The sequence below is a fragment of the Gammaproteobacteria bacterium genome, assembly GCA_009838035.1.
Classification (GTDB): domain Bacteria; phylum Pseudomonadota; class Gammaproteobacteria; order Steroidobacterales; family Foliamicaceae; genus Foliamicus.
Window position 1 is genome coordinate 149822 of sequence record VXSK01000004.1, and the last position, 17962, is coordinate 167783.

The 17962-nt window shown below is 64.0% G+C and carries 18 protein-coding genes and 1 tRNA gene; 10 read left to right on the forward strand and 9 right to left on the reverse strand.

Annotated elements, in window-relative coordinates; translation table 11 throughout:
- Window positions 1–10: 10 nt before the first annotated feature.
- The 5 genes from F4Y72_04710 (at window position 11) to F4Y72_04730 (ending at window position 6463) form a co-directional block, all read left to right on the forward strand.
- Complete coding sequence (locus F4Y72_04710) at window positions 11–994, forward strand: hypothetical protein (GenBank protein ID MXZ27587.1); 984 nt, start codon at window positions 11–13, stop codon at window positions 992–994.
- Between the two features lie 30 nt (window positions 995–1024).
- Entirely contained in the window at window positions 1025–1420 is a 396-nt protein-coding gene (locus tag F4Y72_04715; protein ID MXZ27588.1) for a 2Fe-2S iron-sulfur cluster binding domain-containing protein, read from the forward strand.
- Window positions 1421–1584: 164 nt separating this feature from the next.
- Window positions 1585–2187, forward strand: a complete 603-nt coding sequence (locus F4Y72_04720; GenBank protein ID MXZ27589.1) for an RNA polymerase sigma factor — start codon at window positions 1585–1587, stop codon at window positions 2185–2187.
- Window positions 2181–3215, forward strand: a complete 1035-nt coding sequence (locus F4Y72_04725; GenBank protein ID MXZ27590.1) for a DUF4974 domain-containing protein — start codon at window positions 2181–2183, stop codon at window positions 3213–3215. The genes F4Y72_04720 and F4Y72_04725 overlap by 7 nt, the downstream gene beginning before the upstream one ends.
- A 26-nt stretch (window positions 3216–3241) precedes the next feature.
- Complete coding sequence (locus F4Y72_04730; GenBank protein ID MXZ27591.1) at window positions 3242–6463, forward strand: TonB-dependent receptor plug domain-containing protein; 3222 nt, start codon at window positions 3242–3244, stop codon at window positions 6461–6463.
- A 136-nt stretch (window positions 6464–6599) separates the two neighbouring features.
- On the opposite strand, the gene F4Y72_04735 is transcribed toward F4Y72_04730, so the two are convergent.
- The 5 genes from F4Y72_04735 to F4Y72_04755 all read right to left on the reverse strand — a co-directional run bounded on the left by F4Y72_04735 (window position 6600) and on the right by F4Y72_04755 (window position 10916).
- Window positions 6600–6672 (reverse strand) — tRNA-Ala (locus tag F4Y72_04735).
- A 64-nt stretch (window positions 6673–6736) separates the two neighbouring features.
- Window positions 6737–7144, reverse strand: a complete 408-nt coding sequence (locus tag F4Y72_04740; GenBank protein MXZ27592.1) for a type II toxin-antitoxin system VapC family toxin — start codon at window positions 7142–7144, stop codon at window positions 6737–6739.
- A complete protein-coding gene (locus tag F4Y72_04745; protein MXZ27593.1) occupies window positions 7141–7392 on the reverse strand; it encodes a type II toxin-antitoxin system prevent-host-death family antitoxin in 252 nt (83 codons plus the stop codon). Before F4Y72_04745 ends, F4Y72_04740 begins: the two co-directional genes overlap by 4 nt.
- Before the next feature lie 109 nt (window positions 7393–7501).
- A complete protein-coding gene (locus F4Y72_04750) occupies window positions 7502–9457 on the reverse strand; it encodes a PQQ-binding-like beta-propeller repeat protein (GenBank protein MXZ27594.1) in 1956 nt (651 codons plus the stop codon).
- Window positions 9447–10916 (reverse strand): NAD-dependent succinate-semialdehyde dehydrogenase, encoded by a 1470-nt coding sequence (locus F4Y72_04755; protein ID MXZ27595.1) that lies wholly within the window; start codon window positions 10914–10916, stop codon window positions 9447–9449. The genes F4Y72_04750 and F4Y72_04755 overlap by 11 nt, the downstream gene beginning before the upstream one ends.
- 31 nt (window positions 10917–10947) lie before the next feature.
- Between F4Y72_04755 and F4Y72_04760 the strand changes: the two genes are divergently transcribed.
- A complete protein-coding gene (locus F4Y72_04760; protein ID MXZ27596.1) occupies window positions 10948–12159 on the forward strand; it encodes a sulfite oxidase in 1212 nt (403 codons plus the stop codon).
- Window positions 12160–12164: 5 nt separating this feature from the next.
- Window positions 12165–12527: a hypothetical protein gene (locus F4Y72_04765; GenBank protein ID MXZ27597.1), complete on the forward strand. Its 363-nt coding sequence runs from the start codon at window positions 12165–12167 to the stop codon at window positions 12525–12527.
- On the opposite strand, the gene F4Y72_04770 is transcribed toward F4Y72_04765, so the two are convergent.
- The gene (locus F4Y72_04770) at window positions 12524–14014 is read right to left on the reverse strand and encodes an AMP-binding protein (protein MXZ27598.1); all 1491 of its coding nucleotides are present in this window, start codon (window positions 14012–14014) and stop codon (window positions 12524–12526) included. The genes F4Y72_04765 and F4Y72_04770 overlap by 4 nt on opposite strands.
- A gap of 14 nt (window positions 14015–14028) precedes the next feature.
- Here F4Y72_04770 and F4Y72_04775 point away from each other — a divergent pair, with 14 nt between their 5' ends.
- From F4Y72_04775 to F4Y72_04785, 3 genes are all read left to right on the forward strand, one after another.
- Window positions 14029–14355 carry a hypothetical protein gene (locus F4Y72_04775; protein ID MXZ27599.1) on the forward strand — a complete coding sequence of 109 codons (327 nt, stop codon included), beginning with the start codon at window positions 14029–14031 and terminating at the stop codon, window positions 14353–14355.
- A 96-nt stretch (window positions 14356–14451) separates the two neighbouring features.
- Entirely contained in the window at window positions 14452–14970 is a 519-nt protein-coding gene (locus F4Y72_04780; protein MXZ27600.1) for a cytochrome c, read from the forward strand.
- Window positions 14971–15224: 254 nt separating this feature from the next.
- Entirely contained in the window at window positions 15225–15878 is a 654-nt protein-coding gene (locus F4Y72_04785) for a cytochrome c (GenBank protein ID MXZ27601.1), read from the forward strand.
- A 62-nt stretch (window positions 15879–15940) separates the two neighbouring features.
- Here F4Y72_04785 and F4Y72_04790 read toward each other — a convergent pair whose 3' ends face one another.
- From F4Y72_04790 to F4Y72_04800, 3 genes are read right to left on the reverse strand one after another with little or no spacing between them, the layout of a single operon-like run.
- Entirely contained in the window at window positions 15941–16507 is a 567-nt protein-coding gene (locus F4Y72_04790) for a peroxidase (GenBank protein ID MXZ27602.1), read from the reverse strand.
- A gap of 5 nt (window positions 16508–16512) precedes the next feature.
- Window positions 16513–16857 (reverse strand): hypothetical protein, encoded by a 345-nt coding sequence (locus F4Y72_04795; GenBank protein MXZ27603.1) that lies wholly within the window; start codon window positions 16855–16857, stop codon window positions 16513–16515.
- Window positions 16854–17948 (reverse strand): class I SAM-dependent methyltransferase, encoded by a 1095-nt coding sequence (locus F4Y72_04800; protein ID MXZ27604.1) that lies wholly within the window; start codon window positions 17946–17948, stop codon window positions 16854–16856. Before F4Y72_04800 ends, F4Y72_04795 begins: the two co-directional genes overlap by 4 nt.
- Between the last annotated feature and the right edge of the window lie 14 nt (window positions 17949–17962).

A 17962-nucleotide genomic window follows, 5' to 3' on the forward strand; every position in this document is an offset into this window, starting at 1 on the left:
AGATCGAGCGATGAGCGAGGCGCGCTTCCATCGCCTGCGCGTAGTGGAAGTCCGCCCGGAAACGGACAGCGCGGTGTGCGTCACCTTTGACGTGCCCGAGCCGCTGCGGGATACCTTTCGTTTCATCCAGGGGCAGTACCTGACCCTGAGCGCCCGGATCAATGGCGAGAACGTGAGCCGCTCGTATTCGATCTGCTCGGGCGTGGACGACGGCTGCCTAAAGGTGGGCATCAAGAAGATCGACGGCGGGCTGTTCTCCACTTACGCAAACGAATGCCTGAGCGCCGGCGACGAAATCCGCGTGATGCCGCCGAAGGGAAACTTCCACACCGCGCTGTCGGCGGACAACCGCAAGAACTACATGTGCATCTGCATCGGCAGCGGTATCACACCTATTCTGTCCATCGTCAAGTCCATCCTCGAGCGCGAACCGCGCAGCGTGGTGACCCTCCTGTACGGCAACCGCAACTCCGCCACTGTGATGTTCAAGAGCGAACTGAGCTTTCTCAAGAACCGTTACATGACGCGCTTCAACTGGGTCAACATCCTGAGCCGCGAGGAGCAGGACGCCGAAGTGCTTTACGGCCGCATTGACAATCGCAAGGGTGGCGAATTGCAGCGCAAGCGACTGATCGACATCGCCGGGACCGACGAGTTCTTCCTGTGCGGCCCGCAATCGATGATCTCGGAAGTCTCGCGTGGGCTGCGCGGCTCCGGCGTGGACGAAACGCATATCCACTACGAACTGTTCTCGTCTTCAATTGAAGGGCATTACATACCTGGGTTGACGGCTCACGTTAGCGCCTCCGGTGCGATCCGAGGTTTCGCAGATTCGCCCACCGCAATGGCGTCCGCCGTGAATTTGCTCAATTCCCGCCAGCACTCCCGGCTCGGCGCGGCGGCAATGTCGGCCCGAAGCTCTAAAAGGTCCGCTAAACAGCGGTCGAATTCGTCAAGGTCGCCCGATTCATATGCTTTTGCCATGCCGACATAGGCGGCGCAGAATAGCTCACGGGCCAATGCGATCTTCATTTATCTCTCCTTTTGGGCGTCAACCCAGGTATGTAATGCCCCAATTGAAGACGCGCGAACCGCGGTGGAGAAGCACCTGGCCCGCGCGCAGCAATACGCCGGGCAGGTCAGTGATGTCACCGTCACCGTGGCCGGCCGTTCATCGCGGTTCGAACTCTCCACCGACGGGGAGAGCATCCTCGACGGTGCGCTGCGCAACGGCGCCGACCTGCCGTTCTCCTGCAAGGGCGGCGTATGTGCCACCTGCCGGGCGCGCCTGCTGGAAGGCGAGGTGGAGCTGGACATCAACCACGCGCTCGGCGAGAAGGAACTGGAGGAAGGCCTGATCCTCACCTGTCAGGCCCATCCCATCACCGACCGCGTCGTCCTGGACTTCGATCAGCCATGACCGCCCCCGGCCGCCGCTTCCATCGCCGCTTCGACGGCCTCTCATAGGCCGGAGCGCACCTCGCGAACGCCGGGGGGCTGGACAGGCTCCCAACTTTGGTTGACTTGTCCTTCCAGGGGGGAATCCGCGCTACTGAAACGATAAATCTATAGAGGGCTCCTTTTTTGCGCCGATCGAGTAACCCCCGGAATCACAACATCGTCGAGCTGGGCTCGCGCGAGCGGCCTGCCCGCCGGCAGCTGGTCGAACAGTTGTTTGCGCAGCACGGCCGGGCCTTGCGCGTGTTTCTGCGGGGACGGTCGGTGCGTCGGGAGGAGATCGAGGACGTCGTGCAGGAGGTCTTTGCACGACTGATGGGCGTCCGGGGGCTGGAAGAGAAAATGACCGCCGAGACGGGAAGCAATCGCGCCTATCTGCTGAGCATGGCCAGCGGCCTGATCACCGACCGCTGGCGCAAGCAGCGGGTGCGGACAGCCTACGCCTTCGCGCAAGGGGAAATTGACTCCGAACGAGTGGATGAGCGCACCCCCGAACGGGTGGTGGCGGCGCAGCTGGAGCTGGAAGCGATCCGGGCCGTCATCCTGAGCCTGCCGCTGAACTGGCGCGTGGCGCTGCTGCTGCAGCGCTTGCGCAATATGAGCTATGAGCAGATCGCCCTGCACATGGGCGTCTCGGTACGCCAGGTCGAGCGCTACCTCTACCGGGCCGCGAGACGGCTCCACAAGGCGCGGCGGAACACTGAAACGACGGGAGAACACTCGTGCTGAAGAACCTGCAGGAGATTATGGGCGGCGATGTCGCACATGCGCTGGTAAGGCTTTGGTCGGATGAACTCTCGGAGGCCGAGGCCATGGCGGTCCACAGCCGGAGGCGGAGCGATCCGGAGTACCGCGAGGAACTGGACGAGTTGCTGGCGGTCTTCGATGGGGTCGCGCGATTTGCCGGCGATCGCGGGATGGAAGCGATCGCCACCGACTACGGGCGCTTGTTGCAGCAGCGTCGAAGGAACCGGCGTCTCGCGCTCGGCCTGGTCGCCGGGATAGTGGTCGCCATCGGCGCGGTACTGGCGTTTGTCTGGCCGTGGCGCGTGCCGGACGAAAGCCACCTGCACAAGTACTTCACCCGCATCGGCGAGCAGCAGACCATCGAACTGGCCGATGGCAGTGTGATCACGCTCAATACCGGCGGCCAGTTGGTGGTGGACTACAGCGGGCCGGAGCGCCGGGTCCTGCTGGAGCGCGGCGAAGCCTATTTCGAGGTGGTGGACGACTCCCAGCGTCCCTTCACTGTGGACCTGGGCACGCATGCCGTCACCGTGATCGGCACCGCTTTCGACGTGCGCAAGGATCCGGGCCGCTACCAGGTGGCGGTGATCGAGGGCGCGGTTACGTTTCACGAGGCTACGGCCGATCTGTCCGCATCGCCCCCGCCGGTCACGATGCGCGGACCCGGCCCGCGGCGCGTGGAGGCCGGCTGGGTCGCCGAGTTTGACGTAAGCCGAAACGAGCTGACGGCGTTTCAGCCGGAGTCCATGGACCGCTACCGCGATTGGCGCAGCGGCCTGCTCAGCTTTTCCTACGAGCCCCTGTCTCAGGTGGTGCAGGAGCTGAATCGCTATTCGCGCAGAAAGATCCTGATCGAGGACGCGTCGGTCATGGATCTAAGTGTCTACACGGTCGTCCGTGTGACCGAGATTGATGGCGCGTTGCAAAGCCTGGAACAGGTTCTGCCGATCGAAGTCACGCGGTACTACGACCGGATCGTGATCAGTGCGTCCACGGGGAACGACAGGTGACAACACCAAACCAGGAGGGGAAGAATATGAACAACATTCGGAATCGGGGCGTTTTGCCGGCTCTCGCGCTGGCTGCGCTGGCCCTTGTAACGGTCGGCGCCCACGCGCAGTCCGACGAAATATTGTCGCTCGACATCGAAACGCAGGACGCCGGTTCGGCCCTGGTGAAGCTGGCCACATCGTCGGGCATGGAGATTGTGCTGGACGGGGAGACCGGCAAGAACAAGGAAGTCGAAGGACTGAAGGGCGAATATCGGATTGAAGAGGCTCTGGCGGCGCTATTGGCCGATACGGGCCTGACATACGAATTCGCCTCGGAGAGCAGGATCGTGGTCCGCGAGGCGCAGGAATCCTCCAGCGAGGGCGGGGAGGACGAGGAGGACGCCGATGAGGAAGATGCGAATGAAGAAGAAGCGCCCCTCGAGTTGCAGGAACAGCGGATCACCGGTTCGCGAATGCAGGGGGGCGATCCCACCTCCACGGTCATCAGCTTCACCGCAGAGGACATGGCGCGGCGCGGCATCTCGACGGTGGAAGAACTGTTTCGTCAGATGCCCTGGGCCTATGCCTCGAACACGTCCCAGAGCAGCCGGCACTTCTCCGCGCCCGTCGACGTGGATCGCGAAATAGCCACCGGGGATGGAATGGGCATCGGGGTGTCGTTCGCGAACCTGCGCGCCCTCGGTTCGGAAAACTCGCTGATCCTGGTCAACGGGCGGCGCGTCTCCGGCCGAGGCGGCTCGGAGTACAACGCCGTAAACCTCTTGAACATTCCGCTATCGTCGATCGAGCGTGTCGACATCGACCTGGGTTCCGCATCCGCGATCTATGGTTCCGACGCCATCGGCGGCGTCATCAACTTCATCACCAGGAAGCTCTATACCGGCCTGGAGCTGACGGTCCGCCAGGAATACAGCGCCACCGACGCGGATCGGAGGGTCATGAGCGTGCGCGGCGGCTACGCGTGGGGCAGCGGCAGCGTAACCGCGGACCTGTCGCGCGATGAGTCGGACCCGGTCAACAACCGCAAGATCTGGACCAGCATGGACTATCGCGATGTATTGGGACCGGAGTACGACAGGCGTAGCGCGACCACGCAGCCCGGTATCGTTTGCCGGCAGCGCGGGGGGTTCTTTTCCACGTACTGGCTGGTCCTTCCGAGATGCGCGTTCGGCGCCCCGCGCCTGCAGTTGCCGCCCGGACACAGCGGCGTCGGCGCGACAGTGGACAACTTCACGGAGGAACTTACGCTGTTCGACTACGTGCCGCCCCAGAACGGGTGGGTTTCGGAGAGTCTGGGCCTGAACGTGCGCGCCGAGCAATATCTCGGCGAGAACCTGATGGTCTATGGGGAGGCGCTTTTTTCCGAACACGACGCCTATATCCAGGAACGGACCTTTGCGGACGACTACATCATCGGGGCCGACAATGCCTACAACCCGTTCGGATACGACCTGGCGGTGACCTATGCTCCGTTTCGCGAAGTGGAGTCGGGCCAGTTTCCGACCGCCAACGACGAATCGGAACACACAATGCAGACGTACAACCTCGGCGCCGTCTGGCGGTTCGGCGGCAGCCACGAGTTGGACGTGAGCGTGACGCGCTCCGAATCCGAGCACGAATCGACGGCGTGGCGCGCCCGGTACCACCGAACCGAGGCTGAACCCACCGCGGAGGAGTTCTATCGGATCCTGTCGAGTCCCGATCCCAACGTCGCATTCAATCCTTTTGGCGACGGCTCCGCCCAGAGCGCCGATTTGTCGTCGTTCCTTGTACCCACCTTCGACTTTGGAGGCCGCACCGTGAGCACCACCATAGAGTCGGTTCTGCGCGGCAGTGTGCTGGAGATCTGGGGCGGACCCATCAATTATGTCGTGGGTTTCGAGGACCGCACAAGGAAGATCGGACGCAACTGGAGTTGGTTTGCCGACCGGGGCAGGGACGTATTGGACTACTGGGCGGATGCCTACGCCGTACCGGAACCCGAAGCCGGACTGCGGGCGGAGTTCATGGAACTGGGCTTTCCGCTGTTCGGAGAAAAGAATGCCCGGCCGGGTGTGCAAGAGCTGTACGTGAGCCTCCAGGCCCGGCGCGACACGCATACCTTCAATGGGCCGCAGGGCGGGATAGAGCGCATAAGAGGCGGATTCGCACCGGACGCATATCAGGCATGGCGGCCGGGCGTGGGATGGGTGAACGCCTGGGGACCTGAGTACGACACCCTGGTGGGCACGGCCAGCATTCTCGACATCGAAAAGAAGGACACCACGCCGCGGATTGGCCTTCTGTACAAGCCGGTGGATTCGCTGTCGATCCGGGCGGCGTGGACGGAGTCGTTTCATCCGCCGCTGTTTTCGCAGCAATTCAGTGTCGAAGACATCAGAATGCGGGACTTCAACCTCCTTTTCCAGGACTATCTCCATCCGGACAGAGGGGCAGACGAATTCGTATGGGTCTCGCTGCCGCTTATTGATGCTCCATACGATCCGGAAATCAGGTCCGAATATGCGGACAAGCTTTCCCTGGGCATCGACTGGCGGCCCGAGTCGATCCCCGGTCTGCGCTGGACGGTGGATTGGTCGCGGACCGACTTCACGGACAAGATCGCCGACTCTTCCAACTTCACGGGCACCCACCCGGAATTGATTGCGGGGAATGAGAAAGTCATCCAGCGTGACGAAAACGGATATCCCATCGGTGCTACCCGTGGGCTGGTCAACCTGGCGGCGAAGGTCAGCGAGTACCTCGAGACGTCCGTTCAGTATTCCTTCGATACGGGCTTCGGCAGGTTCACGCCCCGCCTGACCTATTCGAGGTTCCTCGATGAATATTTCCAGTTGACCGAAGTCGCCGAGCCCACAAACCGGTTGGGCACGCAAAACGGCAGTGACCGGTATCGGCTGACAGGTCAGTTGACCTGGCAGTGGCAGCGCCTCGCCGCCGACCTCTTTGTCTATTACAGGCCCGGCTACACGAATGACAGACCGGGAAGTTGCAACAACGTAGTGGGGCGCTGCCTGACTTCGTTCCAGCAGCTTCCCGAGTTCGACGCCACTTCGCTGACGACGGTTGATCTTTCGGCCAGCTACTGGTTCGACAACGGGCTTCGGGTGCGCGCCGGCGGACGCAACCTGTTCGAGAGGGAATCGCCGAGTCCGTGGGCGTTCAGCGGAATCCTCGGTTACGACCCGACGCGCTGGGATGCCCGCGGCCGGGTACTGTATCTGGAACTGACCTGGGCAATGTAGGGCCGTTGCCTTGAGTTAGCCCCCAGCGGGGCGTCGCATGGGGGACCGTGCGGCGCCCCGCACTTACATCCCGGCGGAGGGCGCTGACAGCGCCAAGGGTGCGGGGCCCTTCTTCATTGGTGGTGCGTGGTGAATCTGGAGCCGATGGGATTCGAACCCACGACCTTCGCATTGCGAACGCGACGCTCTCCCAACTGAGCTACGGCCCCATGGTGGCTGCGGTCAGGAAAGTGACCGGCAACGGAACGCAATTCTAGCCCGCTTCAGGACTCGTCAACCGGCAAGAACGTTGAGTCCCTCGTCTGTTGCCGCGCGAGCGAGCGCTTTATCCAGTGTGGCCAGTAGCGCGGTTATGCGTAATGCCGACTCAAGGTAGAGCGCGTCGTAGAACGTAATGCCGTGCTTGCGCGCCAGATTCATGGCTGTGTGAAAGTTTGCATCCTGGTCGGTTCGAATGGGCAACTCCGCCAGGGCCTCCAATCTCTCCTCGGACATCCGACGGGACAGGCGCCCTCGGCGCTCGGCAACCAGGAGGGCATTGCGCATCTCCAGGTGCCAGATGCGCGGGACGTAAGCGCTGTGTGTCGCAAGACGCTGTCTTGCGGCATCTGCTTCGGGTGCGGACTCGTCATCCAGCAGCCACGCCAGTGAGATGGATGCATCCAGCACCAGATTGCTCAAAAGCGATGATCCTCATGCCGCCATGCCAGGATTTCCTGGCGCGATGCTCTGGCACGCCGCCAGCGTTCACGGCGCTTCTCAAAGCGATCGACGGCAGCCTGTCGGGCGTCGCGTTTCAGGGAAACAGCAGGCACCAGGTGGGCGATGGTCTTGCCATGACGCGTGATGGCGATTGTTTCTCCAGACTCGACGCTGCGCAGGAGATCCGCAAGATGCGCCTTTGCCTGGGTAGCGGTGATTTCGTTCATCTTATTTTTGACTAGTTGATTTAACCGGACATATTGTAAACGAAGAAGACATATTGATTCCCGCCTGGAGGGCGGGACGCTGTGGGGGACATGCCCCCACTCCCCGGGATCAGGGCAGAGTGAGCGCGACGAGTTGGGCGGGGAGGCCGGCGCCGCCTATCGGGATGACGATGTAGGGCTTGCCGTCGAGTTCGTACGCCATCAGGGCGCCCGTGGCGTTGCCGGCCAGCGGTACTTCACCGATCAGTTCGCCGGTGTCGAGGTCGAACGCCTTTAGCGACGGCATGTAGGGACTGGCCTGGTAGCGAGCGGCGTTGTACTGCGGTGAAGTGCCCACGACGGTGTTGATGCCCTCCTGCACCGCCAGCAGCAATTCGGAGGTCGCGGCGATAAAGGTGCGGCTGGGGATGCCCATTGGCGGCATATCCCGGCCCTTGAACTGCGGAAGCTGCTCGTATCGTCGGCCCACAGGTGTCATCCAGGCGTGTTCCCCCGTCTGCATGTCGATGGCGGTTATGCGGCCGTACGGGGGCTTGAAAATTGGCATGCCGTTGGACAGGACTGGGGCCGGCGTTGAAGTGGTGCCAATCCAGAATTCCCGATCGCCGCCGACGGGCATGACCTTCAGGACCATTCCCAGTGTGATGGAGGGCACATAGAGGTATCCGCGAGTTGGATCATAAGCGCCACCGGACCAGGAAGCGGCGACGCCGGGCAGCGCCAGCCGGCCGCGGGCGGTCGGGGGCGAGTACATTGGCCCGCTGTCGAGCGAATCAAGAATCTCCTTGGCCTCCGCAAGCAGTTCCGGCGTCAGATCGTTGAGGTTCGCTTCGGTTGCGCCCTGACGGTCGAACGGCGCAGGCTTGGACGGAATCGGCTGCGTAGCTGCGGCGCGCTCGCCGGGCACGTCCGAAGGCGGAACCGGAGTGTCCTTGACGGGCCACACAGGTTCACCGGTAATCCGATCGAACGCGAACAGCACCGCCTGTTTGGTGGGCTGTGCCGCCAGCTTCCGGCCGTCCGGCGTGTCGAGCAGTATCGGGGCCGAAGGTAGGTCGTAGTCCCAAAGGCCGTGCCGCGTTATCTGAAAATGCCAGCGGCGCTCGCCGGTATTCATGTCCACGGCCACCACCGATTCGCCGAACAGGTTGTCGCCGGGTCGGTTACCGCCCCACGAGTCATTCACCGGCGTGCCGAACGGCAGGTACGCAAGGCCCGCTTCCTCGTCGCAACTCATGTAGGTCCAGACATTGGCGGCCCCATTGCGATTATTGGAACCGTCCTCCCAGGTGTCGGCGCCGTATTCCCCGTCTTTGGGAATGCTGTGGAAATGCCACATCAATTCGCCGGTGCGGGCGTTGAAGGCGCGCACGTCGCCGGGAGGCGTATCCGGGCGCGGCGGGAACTCAAGGATGGAAGAGCCGACTACGATGGCTTCGCCACAGACCAGCGGAGGGGAGGAAACGCCGTACAAGTCGTTTGATACTTCCATCCCCAACCCTTCGAGCAGATTGACCTCTCCGTCCTTTCCCCAGCCTGCGATACGCCGGCCGTCTTCGGCGTTCAGCGCTATCAGGCGGCTGTCTCCGGTTGCGAGAAAGATCCGCCGCGTGGAGCCGCTGGTCCAGAGCGCCAGGCCGCGATTGATGAAGCCGAAATTCGGCGGCGTGCCGGCCCGGTAGCTCTTGGGGTCGTAAACCCAGAGCGGTTTGCCGGTGGCGGCGTCCAGCGCGTAGGCCTGGCTGAAGGAGGTGCTGTTGTAGAGCACGTCATCGGCCATGATGGGCGTGGATTCGTGCTTGCCGGCCCAGAGTTCGTCGCTGCCCGCGCCGGGGATGCGTTCGTCGGGTGAATTGAAGAGCCAGGCAAAGACCAGCGAGGAGAAGTTGTCGCGGGTGAGCGCGGGCAGGGGAGCGTAGCGTTGGGTGCCCTGGTCGCCGGCGTAGTGGGGCCAGTCGGAGGAAGGTTCGGATTTTGTGGCGGGGACTTCCTGAGCGGTGGCGAGGACCGCGGCAATGAGGAGGGCCGAAGCGGCGAGGGTCGCCGCTGCGGGGTTAGCGGTCAAGGCCGCCTACGCAGAGGTACTTGATGTCCATGTAGTCGTCCATGCCGTAGCGTGAGCCTTCGCGGCCCCAGCCGCTGGCCTTGACGCCGCCGAAGGGGGCCATTTCGCTGGAGATGATGCCTTCGTTCATGCCGACCATCCCGTATTCGAGCGCCTCGGCCACCCGCCAGACGCGGCCGATGTCGCGGCTGTAGACGTAGGCGCACAGGCCGGCGTCGGTGTCGTTGGCCAGCGCGATGGCTTCGGCTTCGTCGCTGAAGCGAGTCAATGCCGCGACCGGCCCGAAGATCTCGTTGCGGAACACCGGCATGTCGGGCGTCACGTCACGAAGGACCGTGTGCGGGTAGAAGCACTCCCCGAGATCGGCGCGATTGCCGCCCATCACGCAGTCCGCCCCCGCCTCTACGGACGCCCGGACCAGACCGGATACCTTTTCGATCGCTGCGGTGTTGATCAGCGGCCCCTGCGTCACGCCTGCGTCCGCTCCGTTGCCCAGCACCAGCTCGCCGGTGGCGGCCACCAGGCGCTCACAGAACTCGTCGTAGATACTGTCCTGGACCAGGAAGCGGTTGGCGCAGACGCAGGTCTGGCCGCTGTTGCGGTATTTCGAGAGCAGGGCGCCGGCAATGGCGTCGTCCAGGTCGGCGTCGTCGAACACGATGAACGGCGCATTGCCGCCCAGTTCCATCGTGGTGCGCTTGAGCGTGGGGGCGCACTGCTCCTCAAGCAGCTTGCCCACCGCGGTGCTGCCCGTGAAGCTGAGCTTGCGAACCAGCGGGCTGCCGGTCAGCTCGGCGCCGATCTCCTGCGGGTTGCCCACCACGACGTTGAAGCAGCCCGCCGGAAAGCCCGCCCGCTCGGCCAGCTCCGCCATGGCCAGCGCCGACAGCGGCGTGTCCTCGGCCGGCTTGACGACGACGGTGCAGCCGGCGGCCAGCGCCGGCGCGACCTTGCGCGCGATCATCGCGTTGGGAAAGTTCCAGGGCGTGATGGCCGCGACCACGCCTACCGGCTGGCGTATGCAGACGGCGCGCGTATGCGGCGTTGCGCCCGAGAACACGTCGCCGTCGGCGCGCTTGGCCTGTTCGGCGAACCACTCGATGAAGGAGGCGCCGTACTGGATTTCGCCGCGCGACTCGAACAATGCCTTGCCCTGCTCGGCGGTCATCAGCACCGCAAGGTCCTCGGCCGCTTCGATGGTCAGTTCGTACCAGCGCCGCAGAATACCGGCCCTTTCCTTGACCGTGGTTCGGCGCCATTCCCCGAAGGCCCGGTGGGCGGCCTTGATGGCGCGACGCGTGTCGGCCGCGTTCGCCGTCCGGACCTCCGCGATCGTCGCGCCTGTGGCGGGATTGCTTACGGCCAGGACCTCGCGGCCCTCACCGGCCTCCCAGGCGCCGTCCACGTAGGACGTGGTTCTCAGCAGGAGCCGATCTTCAAGTGCGGGGACCTGTTGCATTAGCGACCGTATTCTAGAATACGAACCCACGATGGACTTCACGAAGCGACGTCGATTTCTGAAAGGGGCGGGGATGGCCGCCGTCGGCGCGGTGGCGGGCGGCGCTCTCCCGTTCGACCGCTGGTCGCGGTACGGCTTCATTCCCGAGGCCTTCGCCCAGTCACTGCCAATAGATGGCAAGGAAGGACTGACGGTGCTGGGCGACCGGCCCCTGACTGCGGAGACCCCCGCGCACCTGCTTGATGACGAGGTCACGCCGGTGGCGCGGCATTTCATCCGCAACAACGGGATCGTGCCGACGGACATGGATCCCGAAACGTGGACGCTCAGGATTGACGGGCTGGTGGAACGCCCTATGACGCTCAGCATCGAAGAATTGCGCCAACGGTTCGAGGTCGTTAGCTACCGGCTCGTCATCGAATGCGGCGGCAACGGCCGGGCGGGATTCGATCCTCCGGCGAGGGGCAACCAGTGGACGCACGGTGCGGTCGGTTGCTCCGAATGGACCGGTGTGCGCCTGGCCGACGTGCTGAAGGCCGCGGGCTACAAGGAGACGGCGATCTATACGGCCCACGAGGGCGCCGACCTGCACCTGTCCGGCACGCCGGGCAAACTGCCGATTTCTCGCGGCGTCCCGCTGAAGAAGGCAATGGACCCGTACAACCTGATCGCGTTCGAAATGAACGGCGGTCCGCTGCATCCCATGAACGGGGCCCCGCTGCGCCTGGTGATTCCCGGCTGGCCGGGCTCCTGTTCGCAGAAGTGGCTGACGCGCATCTGGCTGCGCGACGTGGTCCACGACGGGCCCAAGATGACGGGTTCCTCCTACCGCGTTCCGCCCTATCCCGTCGCGCCGGGCGAGTTTGTTCCGGAAGACGACATGCGGATCATCCACGCGATGCCGGTCAAGTCGCTGATCACAAGACCGCAGACTGGCCTTGCGATCGATTCGCGTGAACTGGAAGTAGCGGGGCACGCCTGGGCCGGCGACACCGAGGTGGCCCGCGTGGACGTTTCCGCCGACTATGGCGCCACCTGGCAGGCCGCCGAACTGGCGCCGCCGCACAATCCGCACGCCTGGCAGCGGTTTTCCGCGAAAGTGCAGATTCCCGCGCCCGGCTATTACCAGGTCTGGGCGCGCGCCACCGACAGCAACGGCGTGAGCCAGCCGTTCACGCCGCCCTGGAACCCCAAGGGCTATCTGAACAACTCATTGCACCAGATTTCGGTGCGCGTGGCCTAGCGGCAATGGCGGCGCGCATTTTGGCGCGGGTAGTCCTGCCGGTAGTTCTTGCTGCTGCGTTTTTGGGATTGGACGCGCGCGCGGAAGGCGAGCCGGAGACCGACCCGGAAAGCGAACAGGAACAGGCTCTGTTTCGCGGCATGCCGGATGATGACGGCCGGCTGGAAGTATTCGGCTTTTGCGGCTCCTGTCATTCGATCGACCTGGTCCTGCAGCAGGGTCTGTCGCGCCCCGTATGGGAACAGGTGCTCGTGGAGATGGTGCGGGACCACGAAATGGCGCCGCTGCAATCGGACATCCGCGTGAAGGTGCTCGATTACCTCGAGGAGTACTACGGACCGGATCGCAAGGCCCAGGGCGAGGGTTAGAGGAGGTCGCGCAGGGCGGTTTTGACGACCTTGCCCATTGCGTTTCGAGGCAGGTCCCGCATGACCTTCAGGCGCCTGGGGATCTTGTAGGCGGACATCCTTCCAGCGCACCACTGCTTCAGTCCGGCCAGGTCAAGGCTTGCTCCATCCTTCAGCGTTACGGCGGCGGCCACGATCTCGCCCCAGGTGTCGTCGGGCAGGCCTACGACCGCGGCTTGCCGGATGTCCTCGTGGGTCAGCAGCACGTCTTCGATTTCCAGCGCCGAGATCTTGTAGCCGCCGGACTTGACGATGTCCACCGATGAGCGGCCGAGGATGCGGTAGTAGCCGTCTTCGATCACGGCGATATCGCCGGTACGGAACCAGCCGTCCGTGAAGCTCTCCCGGGTGCCCCGCTCATCTTTCCAGTAGCCCTCGAACACGCTCTCGCTCCGCACGCGGATTTCCCCCGATACGCCTTCCGTGCGGACGGGCCGATCATTTTCGTCGAAGAGCTGTGCGCTCACCCCCGGCAGCGCCCGACCGACGAACCCGGCGCGCCGTTCGCCGTCATACGGATTGGAGATCGCCATGCCGATTTCCGTGGCGCCGTACCGCTCCAGAAGCGCTTGGCCGGTCAGCTTCTTCCATCGCCCGAAAACGTGAGCCGGACAGGCGGCCGATCCCGAAACATTCAGCCGCATCTCCCGGAATCCCTCGCACACCGCCTTGCGCTGCGGAGGGGCAAGCGATTCGATGTGTTCGATGAGTTTCACATAAACGGTTGGCACCGCCATGAACACGGAGAAGGCCCCGCTGCCGGCCTGTTCGCACAAGCGGGCCACATCCAGCTTCGGCACGGCATGCACGGTGGCGCCGCACCATAGCGCGCAACTCAGGACGTTGATGATGCCGTGCAGGTGGTGCAGCGGCAGAAATAGCGGAACACTGTCGTTGCGCGTCCACCGCCAGGCTTCGATCAGCGTGGTGACCTGCGCGTGGATCGCCTTGTGCGTGATAACCGCACCTTTCGGTTTGCTCGTGGTGCCGCTGGTGAACACGATCATCGCAGGCCGTGATAATTCAAAGGCCGGGAGTGGACGCGGTTTGCCGCTTGCTTCCAGCGCCTCGTCAACATCCCGAGCCTCAATGCCCAGTTTCTTGCAGACCGGGTCAATGGCAACCGGATGCTTGCGGCTGGTCATCACGCGAGTTGCTCCCGCCTTCGACAAGCAATACTCAAGCTCTGGCCGCGCCGCAGCTACGTTAAGCGGTACTGCAATGCCACCGGCCCGCCACACGCCATGCAGCGCCGTCACATAGTCTCGCCCCGCCGGAATCAGAAGCGCAACCCGCTCGCCCGCCAAATGATCCCTCTGGCCCAGGAGGACGCACGCAAACGCCTCGACGCGCGATTCCAGCGCTGCGTACGAATGCCGCGCATCCCCTTCGATCAGCGCGATCCCCTGGTTGCCCCCGCGTAGCGCCGGGAAAGCTGTCTTGATCATCTTTCGTGCCAGGAATGCCTGATTTGCAGGGAATTCCCTATAGTGACCCAATTCGCGTTTATATTTTCGTATATGAGGATTCCCGTTTCGCTATCATTTGCCGCATGGCCACCGCTGCTTTCGACACGTTGCATGCCGCCCGGAAACTTCAAAATGCCGGGTTTGACCAGCCAAAGGCTGAAGCCTTGGCCGAATTGATGCGGCAGCGCGACATCGACTACGCCACAAGAGCGGACATCGCCAGACTGGAAAGCGCCATCAATCAATTGCGCAACTGGTTCGTAAGCGGACTGGTTACGATCCTGGTGGCGGTCCTGGCAACGGCGTTCCTTCCTCGCTAGTCTCAAGGCCATTCCGGGTTGGGGAGTTCTCGCCAACGCAAGGCAACTCCCCTACAATGTGCCGCTCATCGCTGTCATCGTGAGAGAGGGGAGAATATGAAACGGAAGTTGCTGGGTTGTCTGGCGGTCGCCGTGGGCGGATTCGCCGTGGCGGGAGCCATTGCCGACGAACACATCACCGGCGTTGCCAAGGAGCGCCACGATCTGATGGAAGGACTGGCCGGGGCGATCGGGCCGATGGCCGACATGGTCCGCGGCATTCAGCCATACGATGCGGACAGGATGCGCGAACTGGCTGAAACGATCGCCAATTCGGGAGGCGACACGCTGACTTCCCTGTTCCCCGAAGGCAGCTATGACCCCGCCGGCGAAGCCCTGCCGGCGATCTGGGAGGACTGGGACCGATTCGTGATGCTGGCGGGGAACCTAGTCGACGCGGCCAACGCGATGGCGGAAGCCGCCGACAATCCTCCGGGGCCGCCGAGCGCCGGGCCGCCTGATCCCGCGGCCGGAGGCGGCGAGCCTCAGGCCATGGATGCCGGCATGGCCCTGGTCCAACTCGGCATGAGTTGCGGCGCCTGCCACGACGACTTCCGCAAGGAGGACGATAGCTGAGCGCACTGCCGCGCTTTCTCCCGGCAAGGCGTCTGGCGCTGGGCGCCCTTGCCGTTTTCGCCGGCGGCATCGTTGCCGCGCAGGAGTCGGGTGAAGCGCTATCCCGTGACTATTCCGGACTGAGCGGCGACGCGAATCGCGGTTTCTACGTCGCCCGGCTGGCCGGCTGCATCACCTGTCACCGGGCCGCCGACGACAGCGGTTCACTGTTTTCCGGAGGCCTGCCGATCGAGTCCAGGGCGGGCACTTACGTTGTGCCCAATATCACGCCGCACCCCGAGGACGGCATCGGCGACTGGACATTCGAGGACTTCGCGCGTTCCCTGACCGAAGGCCTGGACCCCGAAGGCAGGCATTATTTTCCGGTCTATCCCTACCCGTTCTACACGCACATGACGAGCCAGGACATCGTGGACCTCTGGGAAGCGGTGAAGTCCGTTCCGCCCGTGGCCGGCCGTGCTCCCGGTCACAGGCTCAGGCTGTTCTATCGGATGCGCGGAGCGGTCGGCGGCTGGAAGAGCCGGTTCCTCAAGCGCGGCGAACTGACTCCGGTTGAAGGCAAGCCGGACCAATGGAACCGCGGCCGTTACCTGGCGGAGGGCCCGGCGCATTGCGGCGCCTGCCACACGCCTCGCGGCGCCATGGGTGGGCGCGACCTGTCCCGCCGCTACCAGGGGGGCGTGGAGAAAGTCGGCTCGAACGGGCCGGACATCACGACCGCCACGCTCGAGGCGAACGGCTGGACCGAAGGCGACCTGGCCTGGTCGCTGCGCAGCGGGATCATGCCGGACGGCGATGCCTTCGGCAGCTCCATGTCGGAGCTGGTGCAGCACGGATCGCGTTACCTGAGCAACGCCGACCTCGCGGCCATCGCAAACTACTTCTTCGACCAGCCCCCGCCGCAGTAATCTCCACCTGGGTGGGAGGCCGTCCCCGGCCTCCAGTAGGGCGGGACGCCCTCTCTCCCGGGTCAGTCGAAGGCGCCGATGGTGCGTGCGAACAGCGTGTAGGGGCGCGGTTCGTCGCGCATGGCGGCGTGCCGTTCCTTCTGGGCGTCGCGGATGATCGGATTGGATTCGACTCCGCAGCCCTCGACGATGCGGTTCATGAAGTTGAAGATCGCGCACACCGAGATCGCGTGATACAGCGCTTCCTCGCTCCAGCCGGCGTCGAAGACCCGTTGCGCGTCGGCATCGGTCAGCCGCGCGGGGGTTTCCGTGAGCTTGCGAACGTAATCGAGCACCGGCAGCATCTTCGGCTCCACCCCGGCGCCTGAAGGATCGTTCAGCACGTTCTCGAGCAAGTTCGCGTCAATGCCGTGCAGCTCCGCGATGATGCTGTGGGCGCCATGGCAATAATTGCAGGCGTTGATGCCGGACACGTAGGCGGCAATGAATTCGCGCTCGCCCACGGTGAACGGCGAGGGTCCGCGCAGCAGGTCGTCGGTGTATTCGCAAAGCGACTTGACGCCCAGCGGGAAGCGGCGGAACACATCGGCCAGGTCGGCCTTCTCGGGCAGGGAGGGCAGGCGGGCCACGATTCCTACTCCTTTCCCGATTCCGCCGGAGCGGCCGCCGCCCCTTCGGTAAGCGACTTGAGGTCGCGCAGGATATCGTGGGTGAAACGCTCGCGCCGCGCCCGCAAGGCCTTGGCCCGCTCCGCGTCGGGCCGGTAGTCGTCGAGGGCGGCGGCGGTTACCACGCCCTGGCGGGCGAGCAGGTCTTCCAGCGCGTACAAGCGGTCCATGCTCATCCAGAGCTGGGCGCTCAGTTCCAGGATCATGTTCATCATCGCATCCTGCACCGGGTCCTTGAAATAGACCGGGTTGTCCCCGACCAGGGGCGCGCCGCCCTCCGGCGTCTGCCCGGAAGGGCCGCGCCTTGTCACAGGGCGGGGGTCGCGTACCAGACCTGGGTCGTGCCCAGGTGCTTGCCGGGCGCCGCCTCGACGAAGCCGAACTCCTTCAGCAGTCCGTCGAAATCCGTGTAGCAGAAGTCATCGCCGTAGGCTTCGCCGTTGTTGCGCGAATCGAAATGACGGTGGTAGAGCTGGGCCGGCGTCATGCCGCTGGCCATCATGAAGTCGTAGACCGCGAACATCCCGCCCGGCCGCAGCACCCGGCGTACTTCCGCCAGGGTCTCGCGAATGATCCGCATGGGAATCTCGTGGAACAGGATGAAGGAGAAGACGATGTCGAAGCTGTCGTCGTCATAGCCGGTGTTTTCGACCAGCCGCTGGGAAAAGCACACGTCGATGCCCAGCTTCACGGCGCGGTGGTGGGCGCAGCGCAGCATCGGCTCGGAGTGGTCGATGCCGGTCACGTCCGCCTGCGGGAACCTCTGCTTCAGGGCCGTGGTGCTTTGCCCGACCGAGCAGGCCAGGTCGAGAATCCGCTCGACGCGGCCGTCCGCCGGCAGCGGCAGGTGGTTGTTCACCAGCGAGGCGTGCAACTGGTCCTTGTCGTTGTCGCCGACGAAGAAGACCTTGGTCCCGTAGTGATAGCGGAATCCCGCCAGCGGGTCCTTGTGGTATCCGTCCGGCTGCAGGTGGAAATGCACGTTGGCGTATTCCGGTGGCTCGAAGTCCGGGTGCAGTTCCAGCCGGGCCGGGCCGCGCCCCTCGGCGGACTTGAGCCGGTCGAGGTGTATGTCGCGGCGCGCATCCAGCGAGCTCACGATGCGCCGCCATTTCATCTCCTGCTGCGAGCGCATCAGGCGGTCGCGTACGCTGGCAATCGGCATGTCTTTCGCGATCTCGCGCACTTTCTCGAGCCGTTCCGCCGGCTGTTCCGAGGTGTCCTCCAGATGTGCCGTGCGGGTCGCGAGTTGCTGGTCGAATTGCATGCCGTCCAGCACGAACGAGCGCAGGCTTTCGACGAAATCCAGGTAACTTTCGTCCTCGCGGCTGGCAAGTTCGGGCAGGATGGTGGCGTTTTCCCGCTTCAGCGCCTGGCTGGTATCGACTTCCATCAAAGGCATGGTTCCTCTCCCCG